Raw genomic sequence first — 23,096 nt, forward strand, 5'->3', positions numbered from 1 at the left:
GGGCCATCAGTCCCGACGCTTCAGCAGTACCGCCCGTCGGGACTGATGGCCCGAGGCCACCCAGAGTCCCTCCCACAACAGGCCCTGCTACAGACACAGCGTCTCACGCATCACAAACAATCCGGCCGCATGGGTCGCGCACAATGTGCCGGGCATGGCGCGTGGCGCGCCTGGACGCCGCGATGCAACACGCCGAGGTGCCTTGCGCCATCGAAGTCAGCGATGTGGCACAACCCTATTCATGATGCATGCCAGCATGAATCCCTGCTGCAGCGCAGGACGGACTCCCCTCGCGACTTCTCTTAACATGGCGCTTCATATCATTTGAAACTTCTTCGATGAAGGTCCGTTCAAGATGACCGTTGCCGCGCAGTTCGAAATCGAATTCCTGCAGTACCTGGACGCGGACGGCACACCCCTCCGCGATGACCTGCCCGCCGAGGCGGCCGACCCGCGCAGGCTGGTGGAGCTGTTCAAGCGGATGCTGTACGTGCGCACCTTCGACAGCAAGTCGATCGCGCTGCAGCGCACCGGCAAGCTCGGCACCTACGCCGCCTGCCTGGGCCACGAGGCCACCCACATCGGCATCGGCGCCTCGATGAAGGACGGCGATGTGTTCGCGCCGAGCTATCGCGAGTACGGCACGCTGTTCGAACGCGGCGTGCGGGCGCGCGACGTGCTGCTGTACTGGGGCGGCGACGAACGCGGCAACGATTTCCCGCGCGATACCCCGGCCGGCATCGACTTCCCGTTCTGCGTGCCGATCTCCACCCAGTGCCTGCACGCGGCCGGCGCGGCGTTGTCGTTCAAGCTGCAGGGCAAGTCGCAGGTCGCGGTGGCGGTGTGCGGCGACGGCGGCAGTTCCAAGACCGATTTCTATGCCGCGCTGAACTCGGCCGGCGCCTACTCGCTGCCGCTGATCCTGTGCGTGGTCAACAACGGCTGGGCGATCTCGGTGCCGCGTTCGGCACAGACCGGCGCGCAGACGCTGGCGCAGAAGGGCATCGCCGGTGGCCTGCATTGCCTGCAGGTCGACGGCAACGACATGATCGCGGTGCTGGAAGCGATGCGTCAGGCGCGTGAGCGTGCACTCGCCGGCGACGGTGCAACCGTCATCGAGTTCCTCACCTATCGCCTGTCCGATCACACCACCGCCGACGATGCCCGCCGTTATCGCGACGACGCCGAGGTCAAGAGCGCGTGGCTGCGCGAACCGATGATCCGCCTGCGCAACTATCTGGTCGCCCGGGGCGTCTGGGACGATGCGCAGGAAACCGCATGGAAGGCCGAATGCTCCACGCACGTGGATGCCGAGGTCGATGCCTACCTGGCCACGCCGGTGCAGCCGATCGAGTCGATGTTCGATTACCTGTACGCCGATCCTCCGCCGGAGCTGCTGTCCCAGCGCGCCACGGCCATCGCACTGGAGCAACGCGCATGAACGTGGAAGTAAACAAGAAGACGGCATTGACCCCTGTGGGAGGGGCTTCAGCCCCGACAGGGCCGTTCCAGGAGAGCGTCGTGACTGAACTCACTCCCACAAAGACGGCAGCCCCCATCACCTTGATCGAGGCCATCACCCAGGCGCTGGCCTGGGAACTGGCGCACGACCCGTCAGTGCTGGTGCTCGGCGAGGACGTCGGCATCAACGGCGGCGTGTTCCGCGCCACCGCCGGGCTGATGCAGCGCTTCGGCGCCGAGCGCGTGCTCGACACGCCGCTCGACGAGACCACCATCGCCGGCCTCAGCGTCGGCCTGGCCGCGCAGGGCATGAAGCCGATCGCCGAATCGCAGTTCGACGGCTTCATCTATCCGATGATCGACCATCTCGTCAGCCACGCCGCGCGCCTGCGCAACCGCACCCGCGGTCGCCTGCACTGCCCGATGGTGCTGCGCGTGCCGTGGGGCGGCGGCATCCGCGCGCCGGAGCATCACAGCGAGGCCAACGAAGCGATGTTCACCAACGTGCCGGGCCTGCGCGTGGTGATGCCGTCCTCGCCGCAGCGCGCGTACGGTTTGTTGCTGGCGGCGATCCGTGATCCGGATCCGGTGATCTACTTCGAACCCAAGCGCATCTATCGCCAGTACAAGGAAGTGGTCGTCGACGATGGCGAAGCGCTGCCGCTGGACGTGTGCTTCGTGCTGCGCGATGGCACCGACGTGACCCTGGTCGCCTGGGGCGCGCAGATCAAGGAAGCGCTGGAAGCGGCCGACAAGCTGGCCGCCGAAGGCATCAGCGCCGAAGTCATCGACGTGGCCACGCTGCGTCCGCTCGACTTCGACACCATCGCCGAATCGGTGGCGCGTACAGGCCGCTGCGTGATCGTGCAGGAAGCCCCGCGCAGCGCCGGCTTCGGTGCCGAGATCGCCGCGCGCCTGGCCGAGCACTCGATGTACGACCTGCTCGCCCCGGTCGAACGCGTCACCGGCTACGACACCCACATCCCGCTGTTCCGGTTGGAGATGAAGTACCTGCCGAGCGTGGAGCGCATTGTCGCGGCCGCACGCCGCGCCGTGGCTGCGGGCTGACATGCGCGCACGCCTGCTCTGCGACTTCCGCACGTCCTATCCCAACCCGATCCGCTTCAACGCCGGCCAGGTGGTCGAACTGGGCGTACGCGATGAGGAATGGCCCGCGTTCGCCTGGGTGCGCCTGGACGCCGGCAATGCCGGCTGGGCACCGCACGCCTGGCTGCGCCCGCTCGGCGACGGCCGCGCCGAGGCGCTGCGCGATTACGACGCGCGCGAACTCGACGCCAATCGCGGCGATACGGTGACGCTGCATCACGAACACGGTGGCTGGTGGTGGTCCGAACGCGCCGATGGCGCGCACGGCTGGCTGCCGGAAGCCGATCTGGAACTGCTCGAAGAACCCCTTCTGGAATGCGAAACACCATGAGCGAGACCAAGAATTTCAACCTGCCCGACCTCGGCGAAGGCCTGCCCGACGCCACCATCGTCGAATGGTTCGTCAAGGAGGGCGACACCATCCGGCTCGACGAGCCGCTGGTCGCGATGGAAACCGCCAAGGCCGTGGTCGAGGTGCCTTCGCCGGTCTCCGGCAGGATCACCCAACTGGGCGGTGCCGCTGGCGCGGTCGTCGTCACCGGCACGCTGCTGGCAAGTTTCGAGCTTGATCCGAGCCTGCCGCAGCGCGCTGAAAGCCAGGACACCGGGCATCATCATGGTGGTGCGTCTGTGGTCCCGGGCCATGCCCCTGTGGGAGGGGCTTCAGCCCCGACGGGGCCTTCAAGGGAAAGCGTCGGGGCTGAAGCCCCTCCCACAGAAGCTCCCGCAGCCGATGCCGGCACCGTGGTCGGCGCGATGCAGACCTCCAATACCGTGCATGCCGAACAGGCGATCGCGGTTGGTGGCATCAAGGCGATGCCGGCAGTGCGCGCGATGGCCAGGAAGCTCGGCGTCGATCTGAGCCGCGTGCGCGCCAGCGGAGCCGACGGCACCGTGACCATGGCCGATGTGAAGCAGGCCGCGGCTTCGCCCGCCTCCCTCACAAGCCCGGTCGGCGGCGGGCGTACACCACAGGCATCCGCTCCTCGCCCCGCGGCCGTGGCCTCATCGGTTTCTCGGACATCACCTGTCGAGGACAAGAGCGAACAACACGAACGCACACCGCTGTCCGCCTCCGGCAAGCCCATGCGCACCCAGCCACCGGGCGTGACCGCCAAGGGCCAGCCCGAACCGCTCAAGGGCGTGCGTCGCAACATGGCGCGGGTGATGGCCGACGCGCACAGCAAGGTCGTGCCGACCACGCTCAACGACGACGCCGACGTACACGCCTGGTTGCCCGGCAACGACGTCACCGTGCGTCTGGTACGCGCGATCGTCACTGCCTGCCAGACGGTACCGGCGCTCAACGCCTGGTTCGACGGCGAAGCGTTGACCCGCACCCTGCACGGCCATGTCGACATCGGCATCGCGGTGGACACCGACGATGGCCTGTTCGTACCGGCGCTGCGCAACGCCGACGTACTTGATGCACGCGGCATCCGTGAAGGCGTCAACCGCCTGCGTGAGCAGGTCGGCAACCGCAGCATCGCCGCCTCGGAACTGAGCGGCTACACAATCTCGCTGAGCAACTTCGGCATGTTCGCCGGCCGCTACGCCACCCCGGTGGTAGTGCCGCCGTGCGTAGCGATCGTCGCTGCTGGTCGTGCCAGGCATCAGCTGGTCCCGGTGATGGGCGGGATCGAAACCCACAAACTGATCCCGCTGTCGCTGACCTTCGACCACCGCGCCTGCACCGGCGGCGAAGCCGCCCGCTTCCTGCGCGCCCTGATCGACGACCTGGCCCTGGCGTCCTGAGCCGCACTCGCTCTCGTAGAGCCGGGCTTGCTCGGCTCTACGGCTATTCTCGCCGCGCGGCACTGGCGTATTGCGCCTCGGAATCCCGTAGGAGCGGCTTCAGCCGCGATGGGCGTTACCGGTGGCTGAAGCCGCTCCTACGACCATCCCAACCGACACCGAGGCATCAAGGCACACGCAGTTGCTGCGCCGTTGCCGTTGCCGTTGCCGTTGCCGTTGCTCGTGATTTTGCCTCTGCAGTTGCCTTGGATTTTGACTTCCCCGGGGCCCCCATCCGCAGCGACGGAGCCAGCGGGGAAAACCCGAAGGGCGACGCACATGGATGTGCGTCGTTTTCTGCCGCGGCACGGATGCCGCGTCAGAAAATCCCGCTGGCGGAGTGAACCCGTAGCGCAGCGAAGGGCGCGAGGACTGGGGCGTGCTTTCTTTGGGTTACCTTTCTTTGCACGAGCAAAGAAAGGTGACTCGCTCCGAAGGAGCGAAAGCCTTTGCCTTTGCCGTCACTGCAACCTCAAACCTAGAAGCAACGTCCATGGATCCCCGCCTGCGCGGGGACGACGGTAGAGAGATCACGCGGAAGACGCTGGGTCCCCGCCTACGCGGGGACGACGATAGAGAGCATCTGGCCCCGGACGGAGACGAATACCTACCCCGACCACCTATGCAGAAGCAGCCCGCTGCCCACGCGAAGAAGCCGCCACCGGCACAACCCCACCCTCCAACAACCGCGCCACCAACCCCCGCGCCGCCACCCGCAACTCCGGCACCGCCGTGATCTCCCACAGCGCCCCACGCAGCAACGGCCCGACGCAATACAGCCCTTTCACCGGCGTACCCGCCGCATCAAGCACATGCAGCGACTCGTCCACCTCCAACCCGAGCCCGAGTGGATCCGGCCGCACCAACCCGCCCTCGCGCAAGCTCGAAACCAGCGGATCACTGGTGCGATCGACATCGGTGTCCAACCCCGTCGCGCGGATCAGCACGTCGTAACGCTCGGCAACCGCCTCCTCGGATCCACGCTCGCGCAGCACCGCCTCCAGCCCGTTCTCGATCAAGCGCGCACGCAACAAGCGCGCGGCGCGGATCTGCAATCGGCCCAGCTTCTGCAGGATCTGCAGCCGCGCATACGCCTCCGGCGCGACCCGGTGCCGCGCCACTTCCCAGTACGGGCGCAGATGGCGCAGGAAACTCGCCCGCGCCGGCGGCGACAGCCCGCGCCAGAACGGTTGCAGGTACGGACGCAATGCGTCGATCACACGCCGCCAGTCATCCAGCACCGCGGTCAGCTGGCGCACGCCACGCAGCACACCGCGCAGGTCGTGCTCCTTCAACGCGCGCAGCACGTTGGGCGGCAGTTCCAGCGAGGGCGCCGGCAGCGCCCTGTGCGACTCCGGCGCGATTCCACGTCGCGAGATCGCGGTGATGTTGCCGCGATGACCGCGCGCAGCCAGCGTCGCTGCCACGTCGACCATGGTCAGCCCGGCGCCGACCACCAGGATCCGCGCATCCGGCGCGATCCCCTCCAGCACCGGCCCCTGCCACGGCCAGCCGATGTAGCGCGGATGCACGCCCAGACGCGGGCCGATGCCGGGCAACGACTGCGGCGGCAGCGCACCCAGCGCGAGCACCACCACATCGCTGCGCAGGCCTTCGCCACTGGCCAGGAAGATCCGGAAACCACCGCCCGGCGCGCGCTCGATCGCCACAGCCTCCTCGCCGATGCGTTCGACCTCGAATGGCGCCTTGTCCACCGCCGCGTCCAGATGCGAGCGCAGGTAGTCGCCGTAGGCCAGGCGCGGCAGGAACTCCAGTCGCCCACCCTCGCCCAGGCGCAGGAAATCGGAGAAGCCACCCGGTTCGTCCGGATCGATGCCCAGATCCTTGGCGCGGACGTTGAGCAGATGCTCCGGACGCGCCGCGCCATAGGCCACGCCGCTGCCGAAGGTATCGGCCACGCCGACCAGGCTGACGCGGATGCGCGCGCCTTCGGCCTGCTGGGCCAGCTCGCGAACCAGTGCGGTGCCGCAGAAGCCGGCACCGATGATCGTGATGTGGGTGACCATGCGTATTCCCCATCGTTGGACCGGCGGACGTTGTCGCCCGCCACGGCCTGCAATGTGTAAAGCACGGGTTAACGCGTGGCTGGCGATCGGTCATGAGCTTATGCCGCATGGCGATGAGCCCGCTGCGACAGGGCTCGCGCGGACCAGCTCGCGATGATGACGCGATAATGCCGCCTGGTTTTCTCGATCAAGGCGTCCCATGAACCCTCCCTCCCTGCACGGACTGCGCGCGCTCGTCGCCGGCGGCAGTCGCGGCATCGGTTTCGCCATCGCCGAAGCGCTGGCCGGCGCCGGCGCGGCGGTGTCGATCTGCGCGCGCGATCCGAACGTGCTGGCTGCGGCCAGCGAACGTCTGCTGCGCCACGGCAATCCAGTGCACAGCCGGCGCTGCGATCTGGCCGACGAGGCTTCGATCCGGACCTGGATCGAGGCGGCAGCCACGGCCCTGGGCGGGATCGATGCGGTGGTCAACAACGCATCCGGCTACGGCAATGGCAGCGACGATGCGAGCTGGCGCGCCGGTTTCGAGATCGATCTGATGGCGGCGGTGCGTACCAACCGCATTGCCCTGCCGCATCTGCGCCACAGCCCGGCCGCGGCGATCCTCAACATCAGCTCGATCAACGGTTCTCGCCCGACCCCGCGCGCGGCCGCCTACTCGACCGCGAAGGCCGCGCTCAATTACTACACCCTGACCCTGGCCACCGAGCTGGCGCGCGAGCGCATCCGCGTCAACGCCCTCGCGCCGGGCTCGATCGAATTCCCGGACGGCCTCTGGGATCGCCGCCGCAGCGAGGAGCCGGAGCTGTACGCCCGCATCCGCGACAGCATCCCGTTCGGTGACTTCGGTGCGGTCGAGGACGTGGCCAACGCTGCGGTATTCCTGCTGTCGCCGCAGGCGCGCTGGATCACCGGGCAGGTGCTGGCGGTGGATGGTGGGCAGTCGTTGGGAGTGTAAGCGTTAACTGAATCGGTGAATTTCCTGGGGTTTCCCTGTGCCCCCAGATCGTCATCACGCGATGACGTGGGCCGCTTCAACCATCTATCAGATCGTCATCCCCGCGCAGGCGGGGACCCAGTGCCTTGCACAGGAAACGGTGGATTTCCTTCCTGCAAAAGCCTGAAGTCGCTGGGTCCCCGCCTGCGCGGGGACGACGGTAGAGAGGACATGACGTCAGCGAGATAGCGTGGTGAACACCCGTCCAAGCCTCAAACAACGGGCTCGCACTCAAACCAACGCCGCAGACCCAATCACCTCGACCCCGGACTTCGGCGCCAACGCAGCCTCCACCAACACCGCCGCAATCCGCGTCGCCGGATTGATCCGCCACGCCCGCGGCAGCATCGGCCCGAGCGTCCCCAGCATCAGGCTGCTGATCTGCTCCAGCGGCCGTCGCTGTTCACGCTCGCCACCGATCAGACCGGGACGCACCAGCGTCAGCGAGTCAAAACCGAGCCCGCGCAACTCACGCTCCAGCTCACCCTTGACCCGGTTGTAGAAGAAGCGCGACTCCGGATTGGCGGCCATCGCCGAGTTCAGCGCGAACGTACGCGTACCGTTGCCGCGCAGCGCCTGCGCCAGCCACAGCGGATAGTCGTGGTCGATACGGAAGAACGCCTCGCGCGAGCCAGCCTGCTTCATCGTGCTGCCGAGCGCGCAGATCGCCGCATCGGCCTGCCAATCCCGCGCGGCCTCACGCAGCTGCTCGAAATCGATCACCGGATTGCGCAGCTTGGCCGCCTGCGACAACGGCCGCCGGGTCGGTGCGACCACCTCGGCCACACGCGCATCGGCAAGCAACTGTTGCAGCACATGGCGACCGACCAGCCCGGTCGCGCCCGCCAAAACGATTCGCTGCGCCATCGCCGCCACCTCAGGTCAGGGCAGTCATCACACCCGCACGATACGCCGGCCGCTGCACGAGGCGTTCGTACCAGGCCCGCAGGTGCGGCAGGTCCGGCCGTTCGATCGGCATTTCGAACCAGGCATAGGCAAACGCGCCGAGCGGGATATCGCCCATCGCAAAGCGCTCCCCGGACAGCCACGGCTGCACCGCCAGCGCGGCGTCGGCACGTGCCAGCAGCTGCCCGGACTTGTCCAGCGCGGTCGCGATCAACACCGCATCGCGCTGCTCCGGCGCGGTACGCAACACACCCCAGAACAGGTCGCGGAACACCGATGCGAATGTCGAGGTGGTCCAGTCCATCCACTTCTCCCCGATCGCGCGCTCGACCGGATCGGACGGGTACAGCACATCCAGCGCATAGCGCGCCGAGAGGTAGCGCACGATGCTGTTGGACTCCCACAGCGGCAGGCCATGGTCCTCGATCGACGGCACCAGTCCATTGGGGTTCATCGCCCGATAGGCCGGATCATCGGTGCCGCCGAACGCCCCGCCGACCGGGATCGACTCGTAAGGCAAACCGATCTCTTCCGCGCACCACAGCACCTTGCGCACATTGCTGGAATTTTGACGCCCCCAGATCTTCAACATCGGTTCTGCTCCTGGTGAAGCGACAAATTCTAGACGCTCTGAACTGAAAACGTTTGCGGCCCCACTTACATGCCTGCATTGCACCGACGCTCACACGGCTTCACATCGCAGAGCCCGAAGATGCACTCGATTGATCCGATAGGACCGGGCCATGGCACGAGAAAGTCGCTACGAAATCGAGACCTATCTGCTGCATGACATCCGGGTACGCGTACATCGCGAGAACGCCAACGCACCATGGAGTGTGCGCGTGGACGTACGGCGTCCCAACGGCGAACACTGCCGGCGCATCGAGGACAACGCGCTGTGGCCGCAAGCCGAACAGGCAGTACTGGATGGATTCCGGATCGGCCGTGCGCTGATCAGTCGGGGGGAGTGCTGAGGTTCCCAGAGCCCAGGCAACAACGAGTAGTCCACATGCCGCCAGCGCAGGCTGTTGCTGTTGCTGTTGCTGTTGCTCGTGAGTTTGCGGTTGCAGTTGCCTTGGACGTTGACTTACCCGGGGCCCCCATCCGCAGCGACGGAGCCAGCGGGAAAAACCCGAAGGGCGGCGCACATGGATGTGCGTCGTTTTCTGCCGCGGCATGGATGCCGCGTCAGAAAATCCCGCTGGCGCAGTGGACCCGTAGCGCAGCGGAGGGCGCGAGGACTGGGGCGTGTTTCTTTGGGTTACGTTTCTTTGCACGAGCAAAGAAAGGTAACTCGCTCCGAAGGAGCGAAAGCCTTTGAAGTTGCCTTTGCAGTTGCCGTTGCCGTCGTCACCACGACGTCAAACCCAAGAAGCAACGTCCATGGATCTTCGATCCCCGGCCATCGGGCATAGCCCAATGGCGCTCAGCACCACGCGAGCCAGTGGCTCGCAAACAGTGGCGCTTCGCCCCCGCGTTCGCGGGGATGACGATAGAGAGATGGCGCGAAAGTCACTGGGTCCCCACCTTCGCGGGGACGACGATGAAGAGAATGCCGATCCAACCTAAACCCCCACCTCCCCCTCATCCGGCGCCACCACCCTGGCGCTACTGACCACCCGATCCCGCTCCACCGCCAACAACACCAACGCCCGCGACACCACCGTCAACGCACTCCCCCCCGCCACCGCACGCCCACCATGCCGCGCGGTATCCACCAGCACCTTCCAGTGCTCGTCATGCATCGCCGGCAGCGTGAACGGCACATCCAAAGCCGAGGCGTTCAACAGCATCAGCAAGGTCACATTGGCGGCAATCTGGCGTAGACCGCTGGCCGGCGCACGACCATCGAAACGCACCATCAGCACGCGCCGCTCGCTGTCACGCCAGTCCACGTCCTGCATCTCCGCGCCATCAGCGCGCAACCAGGTGACATCCTTGAGCCCCAGCGCCTCGTCGTACTCGCCATCGAAGAAGCGCGAGCGATGCAGCAGCGGATAGCGCCGGCGCAGCGCCAGCAACCGCCGCACGAACGCCGCCAGATCCGAGGCCGGCGCGCTCGTCGCCGCTTCCCAGTCGATCCAGGTCACATCGTTGTCCTGGCAATAGGCGTTGTTGTTGCCGCCCTGGCTGCGGCCGAACTCATCGCCGGCCAACAACATCGGCGTGCCCTGCGAGAGCAGCAGCGTCGCCAGCAGATTGCGCATCTGGCGGCGGCGCATCGCGTTGATCGCCGGGTCGTCGGTCTCGCCTTCGACACCATAGTTGGACGAGATGTTGTGATCGTTGCCGTCGCGGTCGTCCTCGCCGTTGGCCTCGTTGTGCTTGCGTTCGTAGCTGACCAGATCGCGCAGGGTGAAACCGTCGTGCGCGGTGACGAAGTTCACCGAGGCGGTCGGGCGGCGGCCGGCGTGATTGAACAGGTCGGCCGAGCCGGTCAGACGCGTGGCCAGCTCGGCCAGCGTGCCGCTGTCGCCGCGCCAGAACCCGCGCACGTTGTCGCGGAACTTGTCGTTCCACTCGGCCCAGCCGGGCGGGAAGTTGCCGACCTGGTAACCGCCCGGGCCGATGTCCCACGGCTCGGCGATCAGCTTGACCTGGCTCAGCACCGGATCCTGACGCACCGCGTCGAGGAAGCTGCCGGACGGATCGAAACCGTAACGTTCGCGGCCCAGGATCGTCGCCAGGTCGAAGCGGAACCCGTCCACGTGCATCTCCAGCACCCAGTAGCGCAGCGAGTCGAGCACCATGCGCAGCGCGCCGGCGTTGGTCAGGTCGAAGGTGTTGCCGGTGCCGGTGTCGTTGATGTAGAAGCGGCGCTGGTCGGCCAGGTGGTAGTAGCTGGCGTTGTCGATGCCGCGGAACGAAAGCGTCGGGCCCATCTCGTTGCCCTCGGCGGTGTGGTTGTAGACCACGTCGAGGATCACCTCCAGCCCGTCCGCATGCAGGCGCGCGACCATCTGCTTGAACTCGTCGATGTGGCCGGTAGAAAGATAATGAGGCTGCGGCGCGAAGAAGCCGAGCGTGTTGTAGCCCCAGTAGTTGCGCAGCCCCTGGTCCAGCAGCGTTTCGTCATCGACGTAGGCGTGCACCGGCAGCAGCTCGATCGCGGTGACGCCCAGCCCGCGGATGTGATCGACCAACGCGTCATGCTTGAGCGCGGAGAACGTACCACGTTCCTCCGGCGCGATATCCGGGTGACGCATGCTCAGCCCGCGCACGTGCGCCTCGTAGATCACGGTGTGGTTCCACGGCGTCTGCGGCGGGCGATCCGCGCCCCAGGTGAAGGCCGGATCGACCACCACGCTGCGCGGCACGAACGGCGCGCTGTCGCGACGGTCGAAGCTCAGGTCCTTGTCCTTGTGCCCGACGATGTAACCGAACAGCTGCGGCGCCCATTTCAGCGCGCCGGTGATCCGCTTGGCGTAGGGATCCAGCAACAGCTTGTTGGGATTGAAGCGGTGGCCGGCATCGGGCGCGTACGGCCCGTACACGCGGTAGCCGTAGTGCTGGCCGGGGCGCGCGTCGGGCAGGTAGCCGTGCCAGATTTCATCGGTGTACTCGGGCAGCACGATCCGCTCGGTCTCGCGGCCGCGCATGTCGAACAGACACAGTTCCACCCTGGTGGCGTTGACCGAGTACAGCGCGAAGTTGACGCCCAGCCCGTCCCAGGTCGCGCCGAGCGGGAACGGCCGGCCTTCACGGATGCGCGAGCGCTGCGGAAGATCGCGCGTCGGCATTTCAGCGCTCCCCGGACGGCGGTGCAGCATCCTGCTCGGCGGCGCGGATCTCCGCGTCCACCAATCGCTCGGCCATCGCCCAGTGCCGCACCTCCTGCTTGTCGGGGCGACCCTCGGCTTCCCATATCTCACGCGCCAACTGGCGGATACGTTGCTTGCGTTGCTCTGCGTCCATCGAACTCGAACTCTCCTCAGATCGACAGCAACACGACCACCGGGCCGTGTGCGAACACCTTGGATGCGGCAACAGCGCCATCATCCGGAACCGTCAGCTCATTGCCATTGAGCACGTTGCGATAACAGCCCGGCGGCAACGCCAGCGCGGCGCCGCCCCAGCGTCGTGCCGGCACCGACAATGCGGCATCGATCGCGCTCCCGGCACCGGTCGGGCGCGCGATCGCCACCACCAACGTCTGCTTTCGGTGCTGGCGCTGGAACGCCAATACCTGCAAGCCGGCGATACGCGGTATCGGCAACGGCTGGTAATCGCCTTTCGAGAATAGCTCGGGATGATCGCGGCGCAATTGCAGCAGTCGCACGGCCAGCCGTGCCTTGACCGCGCCATCGCGCCAGTCATGCCGGAGCGCGTCCCAACTGCGTGCGTCACGCAGCCAGGCATGGCGCTGCGGGTAATCGACCGCGCGGCGGTTGTCCGGATCGACCAGCGACAGATCCCAGCCCTCACAGCCTTGATAAAGATCCGGCACGCCCGGCACGGTCAGCCGCAACGCCACCTGCGCCAGGCCGTTGCAGGCGCCGACCGGGCCGATGGCATTGGCGGCCTGCCACAGCGCGTGCCGCAGCACTGCGCCGGCCGGCGAGCACAGCAGGCGCTCCACGCCCGCCTGCGCGGCCTGTTCGAAATCGGCAACCGGATCGATCCAGCTGGTGAACAGCTTGGCCTCGCGCAATGCCTTGCGCTGCCATTGCACGATGCGCGCCGCGTAATCGCGCAGCGCCTTGCCCTCGTCCGGGCGCAGCGTCGGTGCCCAGGTCGCCACCAATGTCTGCCACAGCATCCAGCGGTCGCCGCCGTAGAGCACATCGAGGCCGCAATCGTCGGCCAAGGCCTCGAAGCGCTGTATCTGCTCCGTCCACCAGCGCGGGCGTTCTGACAGCACCGCCAGGCGCGCACGCACATCCTCGCCGCGCTTGTGATCGTGGGTGGCGGTGGTCAGCAGCGCGCGCGGATGCTGCACGCCGCGGGTACGGCAGGCCGCATGGAAATCAGCGGCATCCAGCGCGAAATGCGCCGCGTCCGGCGTGCTGCCGATCTCGTTGCGCGACAGCAGCACGCCGTAGCGGTAATACGCGGTGTCCTCGACCGCCTTGGCATTGAGCGCGGTGGCGAATTGCTCGACCCGGCGCCGCGCGACACGACGCAGCGATGCCTGCGTACCACTCGCACCATCGTCACCGCACAGCCACGGCACGATCGCCGCCATCGTCGTACGCAACGCCTCGGGCATGTTCTCACTGATCTGCCGAGCGCCTGCCTCCAGCCGTTCGCGATCGTGCGCGGTCAGCCCTGCGCGGCCGGCGCTGGTGCGGTAGCCCGACAACCCGCGCAGCAAGGTCGCCAGCGCACGTGCCAGCATCTGCGGGCTGAAGTCGCGTGCATCAGGCACGCGCTGCGCCAGCGCCGACAACGCCGCGACTGCGCGCGTGAACTCGGCCTGCAACGGTCCGCGCCACATTTCCCCGCGCGCCTGCCGCACTTCGTCGCCAAAGTCGCCGTTGCGTGCGCTGATACGACGCCAAGCCGCAGCCAGTGGCGCGCGACCGGAGGCGGCATGCAGCCAGCCGCCCACCTGATCCATGAAGTCGTAACCGGTGGTGCCGTCGCAGCGCCAGTCCGCTGGCAGCTGCTCGCCCGGTGCGAGCACCTTTTCCACATACAGCGCGATGCTGCCAACCGGCAATCCGCGCTGGCGACCGGCCGCGTCCAGGCCCGCGCGCAGTCGTCGCAGGTACTGGCGCGGATCGGCCAGCCCATCGATGTGATCGATGCGCACGCCATCGACATGACCTTCGGCGACCAGCCGCAGCGGCAGCGCATGCACGGCGTCGAATACCGCCGGCAACTCGACCCGCAACGCCGCCAGCGTGGTGATATCGAGAAAGCGCCGGTAATTGAGCCGATCACTGCCGACGCGCCACCACACCAATCGATAAGCCTGATGCTCGATCAGATGTTGCAACTGCTCACCACCAGCGCGCGCATCGTCTTCAAGTGCGCGCAGCCATGCCGCGCGTGCGACAGCTTCGGCAGGAAGCCCGTCAGCCACCAGCGGAAAACGCTGCGCGTAATGCGCAAGCTGCAGCTCGCCGCCCACGTCCAGCACTTGCAGAAGGCCCTCTCGCAAAGCCTGCGCAAAGGGCCGGTCAAGCACCGGCAGCAGCAACTTGCCATCGCAACCGGGCGCTCGCCAATCGATGTCGAACCAATCGGCATGGTGGCTACGGCGACCGTACCGCAGCACATCCCACCACCACGGATTGTCCGCATCCGTGGCCATGTGGTTGGGCACGATATCGAGCAGCAGGCCGAGGCCGTGCTCACGCGCTGCCCGCGACAAGCGCAACAACCCGGCCTCGCCCCCCAGTTCGGGATTCACCGTGCCCGGATTGACATTGTCGTAACCATGCGCGGAGCCGGCCACGGCGCGGCCGATCGGCGACAGGTAGAGATGACTGACGCCAAGCGCGGCGTAGTACGCCACCTGCGCGGCAGCATCGTCGAAGCTGAATTCCGGTCGCAGCTGCAGGCGCGCGGCGGCACGCAACGGGATCATGGCGCGGTCTCCGCGGGCGGCAGGCGCCGGGCTTCGGCGAAGGCGTGCAGGGCGGTGTTCAAGGTGTCGATCGGCAATGGTTCGGGCAGGCGTCGGCGCCAGTTGGGATGGGTTTCGACGGTGCCGGGCAGGTTGGGTTGTTCGGGCAGCGCCAGCGCGTCCTCCAGCGGCAGCAACGCCAATGGCGCCGGGCCGCGCGCGGCGTAGGCGAGCGCATCGCGCCATGGCCTGCCGGTGTCCAGCCCGGCGCGCGCGATCGCCCGCTGCAACGCGATCAGGTCGGCCTCGCGCTGGCGCGGTGCGTCGTCGGGTTCGGACAACCCCAGCCGTTCGCGCCAGGCGATGTCGATGCCCTGACGCCAGCCGACCAGCGTCGGCAGATCGTGCGTGGTAGTGGTGGCGACCGCGTCGGCGCGCCACTGCGCCGGCGGCAGGAACGCGCCGTCGTGATCGCGGGTGAACATCAGCACGTCGATGCCCATCACCCCGCGCGCCGACAGCGTCTGGCGGATGCCCGGCGGCACCACGCCCAGATCCTCGCCGATCACCACCGCGCGATGCCGCCACGACTCCAGCGCCAGCAGATTGAGCAGATCGTGCAGCGGGTAATCGAGATAGACGCCCTCGCCGGAACTGGCGCCATCCGGCACCAGCCACAGCCGCAGCAGACCGAGGATGTGATCGATGCGGATGCCGCCGCGATCGCGCAGCACCGCGCGCAGCAGCGTCAGGTACGGGGCGTAGCCGGTAGCACGCAGCGCGGCCGGCGAGTAGGTGCCGAGATTCCAGGCCTGTCCGTCGGCATTGAACGCATCCGGCGGCGCACCGAGGCCAACGCCGTGTAGCACCGCCTGTGGCCACGCCGCTGCTTCCGCGCCTCGCGGATCGAAACCGACCGCGAGGTCGGCGATCAATCCGATCGCCATGCCGCGATCACGCGCCTCGCGCTGCACGCCTTGCCAACTGCGCGCGGCCAGCCACTGTCCGAACACGTGCAGGTCCGGATCGCCATCGCCGAAATCGGTGGCGGCGAAGCGCGCATAGTCCGTCAGCGATTGGCCGCTTTGGCGTCGGAACGCGGCCAGGTCCTCGTGCAGCGCAGGCGCCGCGTCGGCGAATCCGGCGTGCAGTGCGCGCAACCATTGTCCCTTCGCCTGCGCCGCCACCGGCCAGTCGATCAGTTCGGCGGCATGCTGCTGCAAGCGCTCGGCCAGTTCCGGATCACGCGCCAGCACCGTCTGCGCAAACGTGCCGAGCACGCGGCGCGGCGCGGCGTGCAGCGGATCGAGAAAACGCCGGTCGCTCGGCGAGTACGGGCTGTATCCGCCGTGGATCGGCCGTGCGGCGTGGACCGGACTCAACGCCAGCACATCGGCGCGCGCCAATGCCACGCGCCGCACCCAGTCGTCGGCGCCACCGGCATCGCCGATCCCGCCGTCGCCATCGCTGCGCGCCGAGTAGACCTGCAACGCCAGCCCCCAGGCACGCGCCGGTGACACGCCGCAGGCGTCGGCCACCGAGAAGCAACGCGCCGGGGCCACCGCCACCGCTTGTGACTGCGTGCCGCGCAGCAGTGTCCAGTAACCGGGTTGCATGGGCGCGAGCAAGCTCCCGGCCGCATCGCGCCTGGCTTCGTGGCAGTGGCCGTGATCGTCCAGCCATTGCGCGGGTGCATCGAATCGCGGCGGCAACGCCTCGCCGACCTGCATGGTCAACAACGGCAATGTTGTGGGCGCCGCCTGCAGCCGACGCAAACTGTCGCGGCATTGCACCGGGTCGTGCGCCGGCCAGCCAAGTGCGTCGAGCACCACCCGCAACGTGGGTGGTGCGACCTGGCGCGATTGACCGGCCACGTCGGTCCAGTCGACCTGCAGGCCAGCGGCGTTTGCCAGTGTGTGCAGGTCGTCGGTTTCGCTCATCGTGTCGGGGTCCGAAGTACTCGGCACCTCGCGTTCGCCAGCAGGACATCCTGCAAACTCCCCCACTCGTCATTCCCGCGAAAGCGGGAATCCATGGACGTCAAGTCTTTGCAAGCAACGCCTCTGGATTCCCGCTTTCGCGGGAATGACGAATGGAAGTTCCCTGCGCGGCATCCCACTACCCCTCCACCTGCAAATACACCGTCGCCAGCGGCGGCAGCAGCAATTGCAGCGACTGCGCATGACCATGCATCGGTACCGGCTCGGTACGCACGCCACCACCGTTACCGGCGTTGCCTCCGCCGTAGTGGCCGCTATCGGTATTGAGGATCTCGCGCCAGCGTCCAGCGCGCGGCACGCCGACGCGGTAGCCATGCCGCGCCACCGGCGTGAAGTTGCTGACCGCCAGCACCGGCGGCGCAGCACTGTCCGGGTCGTGGCGGACGAAGGCGAACGCGCTGTTGTAATGATCGTCGCCGACGCTCCAATCGAAGCCTTCCTGGCGATGATCGCCACGATGCAGCGCCGGATGCATGCGATAGGCGTGATTGAGATCGCCCACCAATCGGCGCAGCCCCGCATGCGCCGGATGCGCCAGCGCGCTCCAGTCGAGCGTGCCGTCGTGGTCCCACTCGCGCCATTGGCCGAACTCGCCGCCCATGAAAAGCAGCTTGCTGCCCGGATGCGCCCACATGAAGCCGAGATAGGCACGCAGGTTGGCGAAACGCTGCCCGTCATCGCCCGGCATCTTGCCGAGCAGCGCGCGTTTGCCGTGCACCACTTCATCGTGCGAGAGCGGCAGCACGAAGCGCTCGGAGAACGCGTACACCAGCCCGAACGTCATCTCGCTGTGGTGGTGCGAGCGGTGCACCGGATCGCGCTGCAGGTACTGCAACGTGTCGTGCATCCAGCCCATGTTCCACTTGTGGGTGAAGCCCAGCCCGCCGCGCTCGACCGGCGCGGTGACGCCCGGCCAGGCGGTGGATTCCTCGGCGATCATCATCACCCCGGGGAAGCGCCGCGCGACTTCCTCATTGAGCCGGCGCAGGAACGCCACCGCCTGCAGGTTCTCGCGGCCGCCATGCTCGTTGGGTACCCACTCCCCGTCCTCGCGGCTGTAGTCGCGATAGAGCATCGAGGCGACCGCGTCCACGCGCAGGCCATCGATGTGATAACGCTCGATCCATTCCAGCGCGCTGCCGGCCAGATACGCCGCCACCTCGTGCCGGCCGTAGTTGTAGATCAGCGTGTGCCAGTCACGATGGAAGCCCTCGCGCGGGTCGCCATGCTCGTACAGCGCAGTGCCGTCGAAACGCTGCATGCCGTGTTCATCGCCGGGGAAATGCGCGCTCACCCAGTCCAGGATCACCCCGATCCCGGCCTGATGGCAAACATCGACGAAACGCGCGAACGCCTGCGGCGAGCCGTGTCGCGCGGTCGGCGCGTACATGCCCAGCGGCTGGTAACCCCACGATCCACCGAACGGGTGCTCGGTCACCGGCAGCAGTTCGATGTGGGTGAAGCCCAGTTCCTGTATGTACGGCACCAGTTGCGCGGCCAGCGCGTCCCAGTCCAGCAGCTCACCGTCCGCTCCGCGACGCCAGGAGCCGGCATGCAGCTCGTACACCGACAGCGGCCGTCCTTCGAAACCCTGCGCACGCGCCGCCATCCAGCCGGCGTCGTGCCAGATGTGTTCTTCGCTGGCCGGCACCACCGACGCAGTCGCCGGCGCGACCTCGGCCTGCCGCGCAAGCGGATCTGCCTTGTGCGGCAAACGACTGCCGTCGGCGGTGGTGATCTCGTACTTGTAGCGCGCGCCGGCGCTCACCCGCGGCACGAACAATTCCCACACCCCGGCAGTGTGGCGCAGCCGCATCGGCAGGCGGCGCCCGTCCCAGCCGTTGAAGTCGCCAACCAGCGCGACCCGCGACGCGTTCGGCGCCCACACCGCGAAGCGCACGCCAGGCACGCCTTCGTGCTGCACATGATGAGCGCCCAGCGCGTGCCGCAATGCCTCGCCATCGCCTTGGATGATCCGTTGCAGGTCGGCCTCGTCGATCAGCGGACCGAACGCGTAGACGTCCTCGATCTCCTCCACCGCCTCCGGCCAGACGATGCGCAGGCGGTAGTCATCGTCCGACGACTTCAGCACGCCCTCGAACACGCCCGGCACTTCGCTCAGGCGCAACCGCGCCAGCAACCGCCCGTGCGTGCCGATCAGGCCGACCGCCTCGGCCTCCGGCAGCAGCACGCGCACCCGCACCGTGCCGGCCTCGCCCGGATGCGGGCCGAGCAGCGCGAACGCATCGGCCGGCTCGCCGCGTGCCAAGGCCCACAGCGCCGCTGGCGGTACCTCGCCGGCCCGTCCGATCGTCGCCACGTCCGTCTCGCCCCCGTCGTCGCCAGTCCCGCCGTGTTCGCGTTCGGTCATGCGTCCACCGCGGTGGTGCGTTCATACAGGGCGATGTATTTGTTGGCCGCCACATCCCAACCGCTGGGACGCAGCATCGCCGCACGCCGCATCGCGCCGAACAGGCTCGGCAAACGGAAGGTGCGGAACGCCCGCTGCAGGCAGCGGCGCAGCGCATCGGCACTGGCGCCCTGGAACAGGAAACCGGTAACGCCGTCATCGACCGTGTCGATCAACCCGCCGGTGGCATGCGCGATCGGCAGGCAGCCGAAACGCTGCGCGTACATCTGGCTCAATCCGCACGGCTCGAAGCGCGAGGGCATCAGCAGGAAATCGGCACCGGCGAACATGCGTCGCGCCAGTACCTCGTCGAAGCCGATGTAGGCACCGACATGGCCCGGATAACGCCGCGCCAGCGCCGCCACCTGCTGCTCGATCTGCGGCTCGCCGCCGCCGATCACCACGATCTGGCCACCGGCGGCGACGATCTGCGGGGCGACCTCGCAGATCAGATCCAGCCCTTTCTGGTGCACCAGCCGCGACACCACCGCGAACAGTGGCCCATCGCTCTGCGGCAGGCCGAAGGTCTGGCGCACCTCGTGCGCGTTCTCGTTGCGGCCCTGCCACTGGTTGACGCTGAAGTGGCTGCGCAGGTGGCCGTCGGTCTGCGGATCCCAACTGGCATCGATGCCGTTGACGATCCCGGTCAGCGCACCGCTGGCGGCCAGCTCGGCCAGCAGTTCATCCAGCCCGCAGCCCAGCGCGGCACCGGTGATCTGCGTCGCGTAGCTGACACTGACCGTGTTGACGTGGTCGGCATGCACGATGCCGCCGCGCAGGAACGACATCTGGCCGTAGAACGCCAGCTCGGACACGCACTCGGCCGGAATGCCCAGGGTCGGCGCCAGTGAATACGGAAACAGCCCCTGGTAGGCCAGGTTGTGGATCGTCAGCAGGCACGGCGTGCTGCCGCCGGCCCAGCGCACATAGGCCGCGGCCAGTGCGCATGGCCAGTCGTTCAGGTGCAGCAGGTGCGGCTTCCAGTCCAGCCCGACCCGGCCGGCGGCAATCTGCGCGGCCGCATGCGACAACGTCGCGAAGCGGACCGCGTTGTCGTCCCATTCGTTGCCGTTGCTGGCCACGTAGGGCGTGCCCTCGCGCTCGAACAGCGCCGGGCACAACAGGATGTAGACCGGCAGGCCGTCGGCCTGCTCGATGCGGCCGATGTCACACGCCGGCAATCCGGCATGGGCCAGCACGCGCCCGACCACCTCCACCTTGCCGGCGCGCGCCAGCACCGCCCGGTAACCGGGAATCAGCACACGTACGTCGTAACGGTGGCGAAGTTCGCGCGGCAGCGCAGCGGCGACATCGCCCAGGCCACCGGCCTTCACGAAGTCGGCCATTTCCGACACCACGAACAACACGTTACGGGCTTCGGCCTGAGGCGTCGGCAGGGTTTCATGATGGCGAACGAAACGTCCGCGCACATCACGCACACGCGACACCAGCGGTGGCGCCGAGGGAGTATCGCGCAGCAGCGCGACGGAACTGTCGAGCGAAAGCAGAGCGACCATCACTACATCCGTCATTGTGGGGGGGAAGACGGAAACAGCCGGTGCAACGGTGGAGCGACCGCTATCGCCAACCCTGCGGGCGGGCGACCTGATCTGGAAACGGATGGGAGGGCGAGCGGGTGGACACCACGCATCCCTCCGTTGGTGAATCTACTGGACGGCGGGGAAAAATGCGTGAATGGCGGGTGATATTTTTGAGTCCGGGGAGATTTTGTCCGGCCGCGCCGGAACACCGAGCCTGTCACCGTGCAGCTACTGCTCAAGTCCGCGCCGGCGCGGCCGATGAACCAACACCGGGCATTGGCCCTGCAGAACCTCGACCACCCATGTCGGATCAACGCAAATCCCCCCCGGGCTCCCGGCGCGGCCTGCGCCGGCTGCTGCCCTGGGGCACGGATGAATCCCGGCAGATCCAGCCCCGCCAGGGTGAACCGAACGTCATCCTCGGCACCGACCACCGCCAACTGGTGTCGAGCAAGCCCCTCCTGCCGACCGACCCGGGGGCCGCCACCGCGCAGTTGATCCGGCTGTTCGGCCAGGCCAGGAGCCCGGAGGCGCTGCTGCTGGCTTTCGCCGAGGGCCTGTCGAGCCTGCACGGCGAACTGCGCGACCTCGGGCGGCGTCTGCAGGCCGCCTATGCCGCCGGCGACTGGCTCGGCTATGGGCGCACATTGCGCCAGCTGATCGACAAGTACATCCGCACCATCGACATCGCCGACTCGCTGGCCGACGGCCGCACCGAGGCCGAGCAGCTGCGCGACCTGCTGCGCCACGCCCTCGGCAACGCCATGGTGATCCTGCTGCAACACTCGCCGCAGCTGGCACGCGAGGCCGACACCCTGGCCGCCGCCCTGCGCCACTGGCAGCCCGGCCATGAACTGCTGACGCTGGAGCAGCGCCTGCGCGAGCTGACCCACCAGATCGGCCTGCGCGCGGACGATGCGGCCGAACAACAGAACCTGCTGTTCGGCCTGTTCGACCTGTTGCTGGAGAACCTCGGCGAACTGCTCGACGATCGCAGCTGGTTGCAGGGCCAGATCGGGGTGGTGCGCGACCTGATCGCCGGCCCGCTCGACCGCGACGCGATCGAGCAGGCCCGCGGCCGGCTGCGCGAGGTGGTCTACAAGCAAGGCCTGCTCAAACAGGGCATCACCGAATCCAAGCAGGCGATGCGCGAGATGATGGTGTCCTTCGTCGAGCGCCTGGACGGTATGGCCGCCAGCACCGGCCATTACCACGACCGCGTGGCCGGCTACTCGCAGGCGATCGGCCAGGCCCGCAGCATCGCCGACCTCAGCCGGCTGCTGCAGGACGTGCTGCTGGACACATCATCGATGCAGGCGCAGGCACTGGGCGCACGCGACGACCTGCTGTCGGCACGGCGCCAGGTCGAAGAGGCCGAGCAGCGCATCGCCGCCCTGGAGCAGGAACTGCGGGACGTCGCCGGACTGGTACGCGAAGACCCGCTGACCGGCGCCCTCAATCGGCGCGGCTTCGACGAACTGTTCCAGCGCGATGCGGCGCGCACCCGTCGCAGCAACCAGCCGCTGTGCGTAGCCCTGCTGGACGTGGACGACTTCCGCCACGTCAACGAGAGCCACGGCCACGCGGGCGGCGACGCCGCGCTGAAGCACCTGGTCGACGTCGCCGGCACCGTCCTGCGCGCCACCGACGCCATCGCCCGCTTCGGCGGCGAGGAATTCGTATTGCTGCTACCGGACTCGACCATCTTCGAAGCCTCCGCCGCGGTCGGCCGGCTGCAACGGGCACTGCTGCAACGCTCGCTGGTGCACGACGACGTACGCGTGATGATCGCCTTCAGCGCCGGCGTCGCGATATGCCGCCCTCATGAAACCCAGGACGAACTGCTCAAACGCGCCGACCGCGCGATGTACGAGGCCAAGCGCGCCGGCAAGAACCGGATCGTGACGGCGGATTGAGGTCTGCCTCGTCGTGTCGACAGGTTTGAGACCCATTCGAAGCGAGTTTCGCGTCATTCGAATCAAGTACGACCTGCTCAAACCCAAGAACTTGCTCGTCGCTCCCGCGCAGGCGGGAGCCCAGTGGCTCTCATCGTGATCCGACCGCAAGTCGCTGGGTCCCCGCCTACGCGGGGACGACGGTCTGGGCGTTCAACGAGATAGACATTTGTCGCTGGGCCGCTGGTAATCGAAATGGATCGGCCAATTCCACATTCAAGCTCACCAATCCCGTCGTCGTTTCTGCTGTGGCTGCAACCGCTCCGGGGCGGCCACGCTGTAGTTGCTGTTGCTGTTGCTGTTGCCGTTGCCGTTGCCGTTGCCGTTGCCGTTGCTCGTGATTTTGCTGTCGCTCTTTGCTTTTGACTTTCCGGGGCCCCCATC

The 23,096-nt window shown here is 67.5% G+C and carries 16 protein-coding genes; 7 read left to right on the forward strand and 9 right to left on the reverse strand.

Features of this window, described 5'->3' with window-relative positions; genetic code table 11:
* The first annotated feature begins 355 nt into the window (after window positions 1-355).
* From pdhA to AC3WJE_RS19455, 4 genes are all read left to right on the forward strand, one after another.
* Window positions 356-1,441: a pyruvate dehydrogenase (acetyl-transferring) E1 component subunit alpha gene (pdhA, locus tag AC3WJE_RS19440; RefSeq protein ID WP_493732484.1), complete on the forward strand. Its 1,086-nt coding sequence runs from the start codon at window positions 356-358 to the stop codon at window positions 1,439-1,441.
* An 80-nt stretch (window positions 1,442-1,521) separates the two neighbouring features.
* Window positions 1,522-2,529: an alpha-ketoacid dehydrogenase subunit beta gene (locus tag AC3WJE_RS19445; protein WP_493732485.1), complete on the forward strand. Its 1,008-nt coding sequence runs from the start codon at window positions 1,522-1,524 to the stop codon at window positions 2,527-2,529.
* A 1-nt stretch (window position 2,530) separates the two neighbouring features.
* Window positions 2,531-2,899 (forward strand): SH3 domain-containing protein, encoded by a 369-nt coding sequence (locus tag AC3WJE_RS19450; protein ID WP_493732486.1) that lies wholly within the window; start codon window positions 2,531-2,533, stop codon window positions 2,897-2,899.
* Window positions 2,896-4,323 carry a dihydrolipoamide acetyltransferase family protein gene (locus AC3WJE_RS19455; RefSeq protein ID WP_493732487.1) on the forward strand — a complete coding sequence of 476 codons (1,428 nt, stop codon included), beginning with the start codon at window positions 2,896-2,898 and terminating at the stop codon, window positions 4,321-4,323. The genes AC3WJE_RS19450 and AC3WJE_RS19455 overlap by 4 nt, the downstream gene beginning before the upstream one ends.
* Window positions 4,324-4,982: 659 nt before the next feature.
* On the opposite strand, the gene AC3WJE_RS19460 is transcribed toward AC3WJE_RS19455, so the two are convergent.
* Window positions 4,983-6,389 carry an FAD/NAD(P)-binding protein gene (locus tag AC3WJE_RS19460; protein WP_493732488.1) on the reverse strand — a complete coding sequence of 469 codons (1,407 nt, stop codon included), beginning with the start codon at window positions 6,387-6,389 and terminating at the stop codon, window positions 4,983-4,985.
* Between the two features lie 199 nt (window positions 6,390-6,588).
* On the opposite strand from AC3WJE_RS19460, the gene AC3WJE_RS19465 reads away from it, so the two are divergent.
* Window positions 6,589-7,347 carry an SDR family NAD(P)-dependent oxidoreductase gene (locus AC3WJE_RS19465; protein WP_493732489.1) on the forward strand — a complete coding sequence of 253 codons (759 nt, stop codon included), beginning with the start codon at window positions 6,589-6,591 and terminating at the stop codon, window positions 7,345-7,347.
* Between the two features lie 270 nt (window positions 7,348-7,617).
* Here AC3WJE_RS19465 and AC3WJE_RS19470 read toward each other — a convergent pair whose 3' ends face one another.
* On the reverse strand, window positions 7,618-8,253 hold the full coding sequence (locus tag AC3WJE_RS19470) for an NAD(P)H-binding protein (protein WP_493732490.1): 636 nt from the start codon (window positions 8,251-8,253) through the stop codon (window positions 7,618-7,620).
* A gap of 10 nt (window positions 8,254-8,263) precedes the next feature.
* Entirely contained in the window at window positions 8,264-8,884 is a 621-nt protein-coding gene (locus AC3WJE_RS19475) for a glutathione S-transferase family protein (protein ID WP_493732491.1), read from the reverse strand.
* 151 nt (window positions 8,885-9,035) lie between these two features.
* On the opposite strand from AC3WJE_RS19475, the gene AC3WJE_RS19480 reads away from it, so the two are divergent.
* Window positions 9,036-9,266: a hypothetical protein gene (locus tag AC3WJE_RS19480; RefSeq protein WP_493732492.1), complete on the forward strand. Its 231-nt coding sequence runs from the start codon at window positions 9,036-9,038 to the stop codon at window positions 9,264-9,266.
* Window positions 9,267-9,857: 591 nt separating this feature from the next.
* Here AC3WJE_RS19480 and glgX read toward each other — a convergent pair.
* From glgX to glgA, 6 genes are all read right to left on the reverse strand, one after another.
* Window positions 9,858-12,032, reverse strand: a complete 2,175-nt coding sequence (gene glgX / locus AC3WJE_RS19485) for a glycogen debranching protein GlgX (RefSeq protein WP_493732493.1) — start codon at window positions 12,030-12,032, stop codon at window positions 9,858-9,860.
* Window position 12,033: 1 nt separating this feature from the next.
* Window positions 12,034-12,207, reverse strand: coding sequence for a DUF2934 domain-containing protein (locus AC3WJE_RS19490; RefSeq protein WP_493732494.1), 174 nt, complete (start codon window positions 12,205-12,207; stop codon window positions 12,034-12,036).
* A 16-nt stretch (window positions 12,208-12,223) separates the two neighbouring features.
* On the reverse strand, window positions 12,224-14,827 hold the full coding sequence (treY, locus tag AC3WJE_RS19495; protein ID WP_493732495.1) for a malto-oligosyltrehalose synthase: 2,604 nt from the start codon (window positions 14,825-14,827) through the stop codon (window positions 12,224-12,226).
* Window positions 14,824-16,746, reverse strand: coding sequence for a 4-alpha-glucanotransferase (locus AC3WJE_RS19500; protein WP_493732496.1), 1,923 nt, complete (start codon window positions 16,744-16,746; stop codon window positions 14,824-14,826). The genes treY and AC3WJE_RS19500 overlap by 4 nt, the downstream gene beginning before the upstream one ends.
* A 178-nt stretch (window positions 16,747-16,924) precedes the next feature.
* Window positions 16,925-19,177, reverse strand: coding sequence for a 1,4-alpha-glucan branching enzyme (locus AC3WJE_RS19505; protein ID WP_493732497.1), 2,253 nt, complete (start codon window positions 19,175-19,177; stop codon window positions 16,925-16,927).
* Complete coding sequence (gene glgA, locus AC3WJE_RS19510; RefSeq protein WP_493732498.1) at window positions 19,174-20,733, reverse strand: glycogen synthase GlgA; 1,560 nt, start codon at window positions 20,731-20,733, stop codon at window positions 19,174-19,176. Before glgA ends, AC3WJE_RS19505 begins: the two co-directional genes overlap by 4 nt.
* A 326-nt stretch (window positions 20,734-21,059) precedes the next feature.
* Here glgA and AC3WJE_RS19515 point away from each other — a divergent pair, with 326 nt between their 5' ends.
* Window positions 21,060-22,673, forward strand: a complete 1,614-nt coding sequence (locus tag AC3WJE_RS19515) for a GGDEF domain-containing protein (protein WP_493732499.1) — start codon at window positions 21,060-21,062, stop codon at window positions 22,671-22,673.
* The last annotated feature ends 423 nt before the right edge of the window (window positions 22,674-23,096 follow it).

The sequence above is a fragment of the Pseudomonas sp. GW821-FHT07E12 genome (assembly GCF_058986605.1).

Excerpts from the sequence above, each read along its gene's own strand:
- pdhA (WP_493732484.1), top strand. The coding sequence starts at position 356 with ATGACCGTTGCCGCGCAGTTCGAAATCGAATTCCTGCAGTACCTGGAC.
- AC3WJE_RS19450 (WP_493732486.1), top strand. The coding sequence starts at position 2,531 with ATGCGCGCACGCCTGCTCTGCGACTTCCGCACGTCCTATCCCAACCCG.
- AC3WJE_RS19455 (WP_493732487.1), top strand. The coding sequence starts at position 2,896 with ATGAGCGAGACCAAGAATTTCAACCTGCCCGACCTCGGCGAAGGCCTG.
- AC3WJE_RS19460 (WP_493732488.1), bottom strand. The coding sequence starts at position 6,389 with ATGGTCACCCACATCACGATCATCGGTGCCGGCTTCTGCGGCACCGCA.
- AC3WJE_RS19465 (WP_493732489.1), top strand. The coding sequence starts at position 6,589 with ATGAACCCTCCCTCCCTGCACGGACTGCGCGCGCTCGTCGCCGGCGGC.
- AC3WJE_RS19470 (WP_493732490.1), bottom strand. The coding sequence starts at position 8,253 with ATGGCGCAGCGAATCGTTTTGGCGGGCGCGACCGGGCTGGTCGGTCGC.
- AC3WJE_RS19475 (WP_493732491.1), bottom strand. The coding sequence starts at position 8,884 with ATGTTGAAGATCTGGGGGCGTCAAAATTCCAGCAATGTGCGCAAGGTG.
- AC3WJE_RS19480 (WP_493732492.1), top strand. The coding sequence starts at position 9,036 with ATGGCACGAGAAAGTCGCTACGAAATCGAGACCTATCTGCTGCATGAC.
- glgX (WP_493732493.1), bottom strand. The coding sequence starts at position 12,032 with ATGCCGACGCGCGATCTTCCGCAGCGCTCGCGCATCCGTGAAGGCCGG.
- AC3WJE_RS19490 (WP_493732494.1), bottom strand. The coding sequence starts at position 12,207 with ATGGACGCAGAGCAACGCAAGCAACGTATCCGCCAGTTGGCGCGTGAG.
- treY (WP_493732495.1), bottom strand. The coding sequence starts at position 14,827 with ATGATCCCGTTGCGTGCCGCCGCGCGCCTGCAGCTGCGACCGGAATTC.
- AC3WJE_RS19500 (WP_493732496.1), bottom strand. The coding sequence starts at position 16,746 with ATGAGCGAAACCGACGACCTGCACACACTGGCAAACGCCGCTGGCCTG.
- AC3WJE_RS19505 (WP_493732497.1), bottom strand. The coding sequence starts at position 19,177 with ATGACCGAACGCGAACACGGCGGGACTGGCGACGACGGGGGCGAGACG.
- glgA (WP_493732498.1), bottom strand. The coding sequence starts at position 20,733 with ATGGTCGCTCTGCTTTCGCTCGACAGTTCCGTCGCGCTGCTGCGCGAT.
- AC3WJE_RS19515 (WP_493732499.1), top strand. The coding sequence starts at position 21,060 with ATGTCGGATCAACGCAAATCCCCCCCGGGCTCCCGGCGCGGCCTGCGC.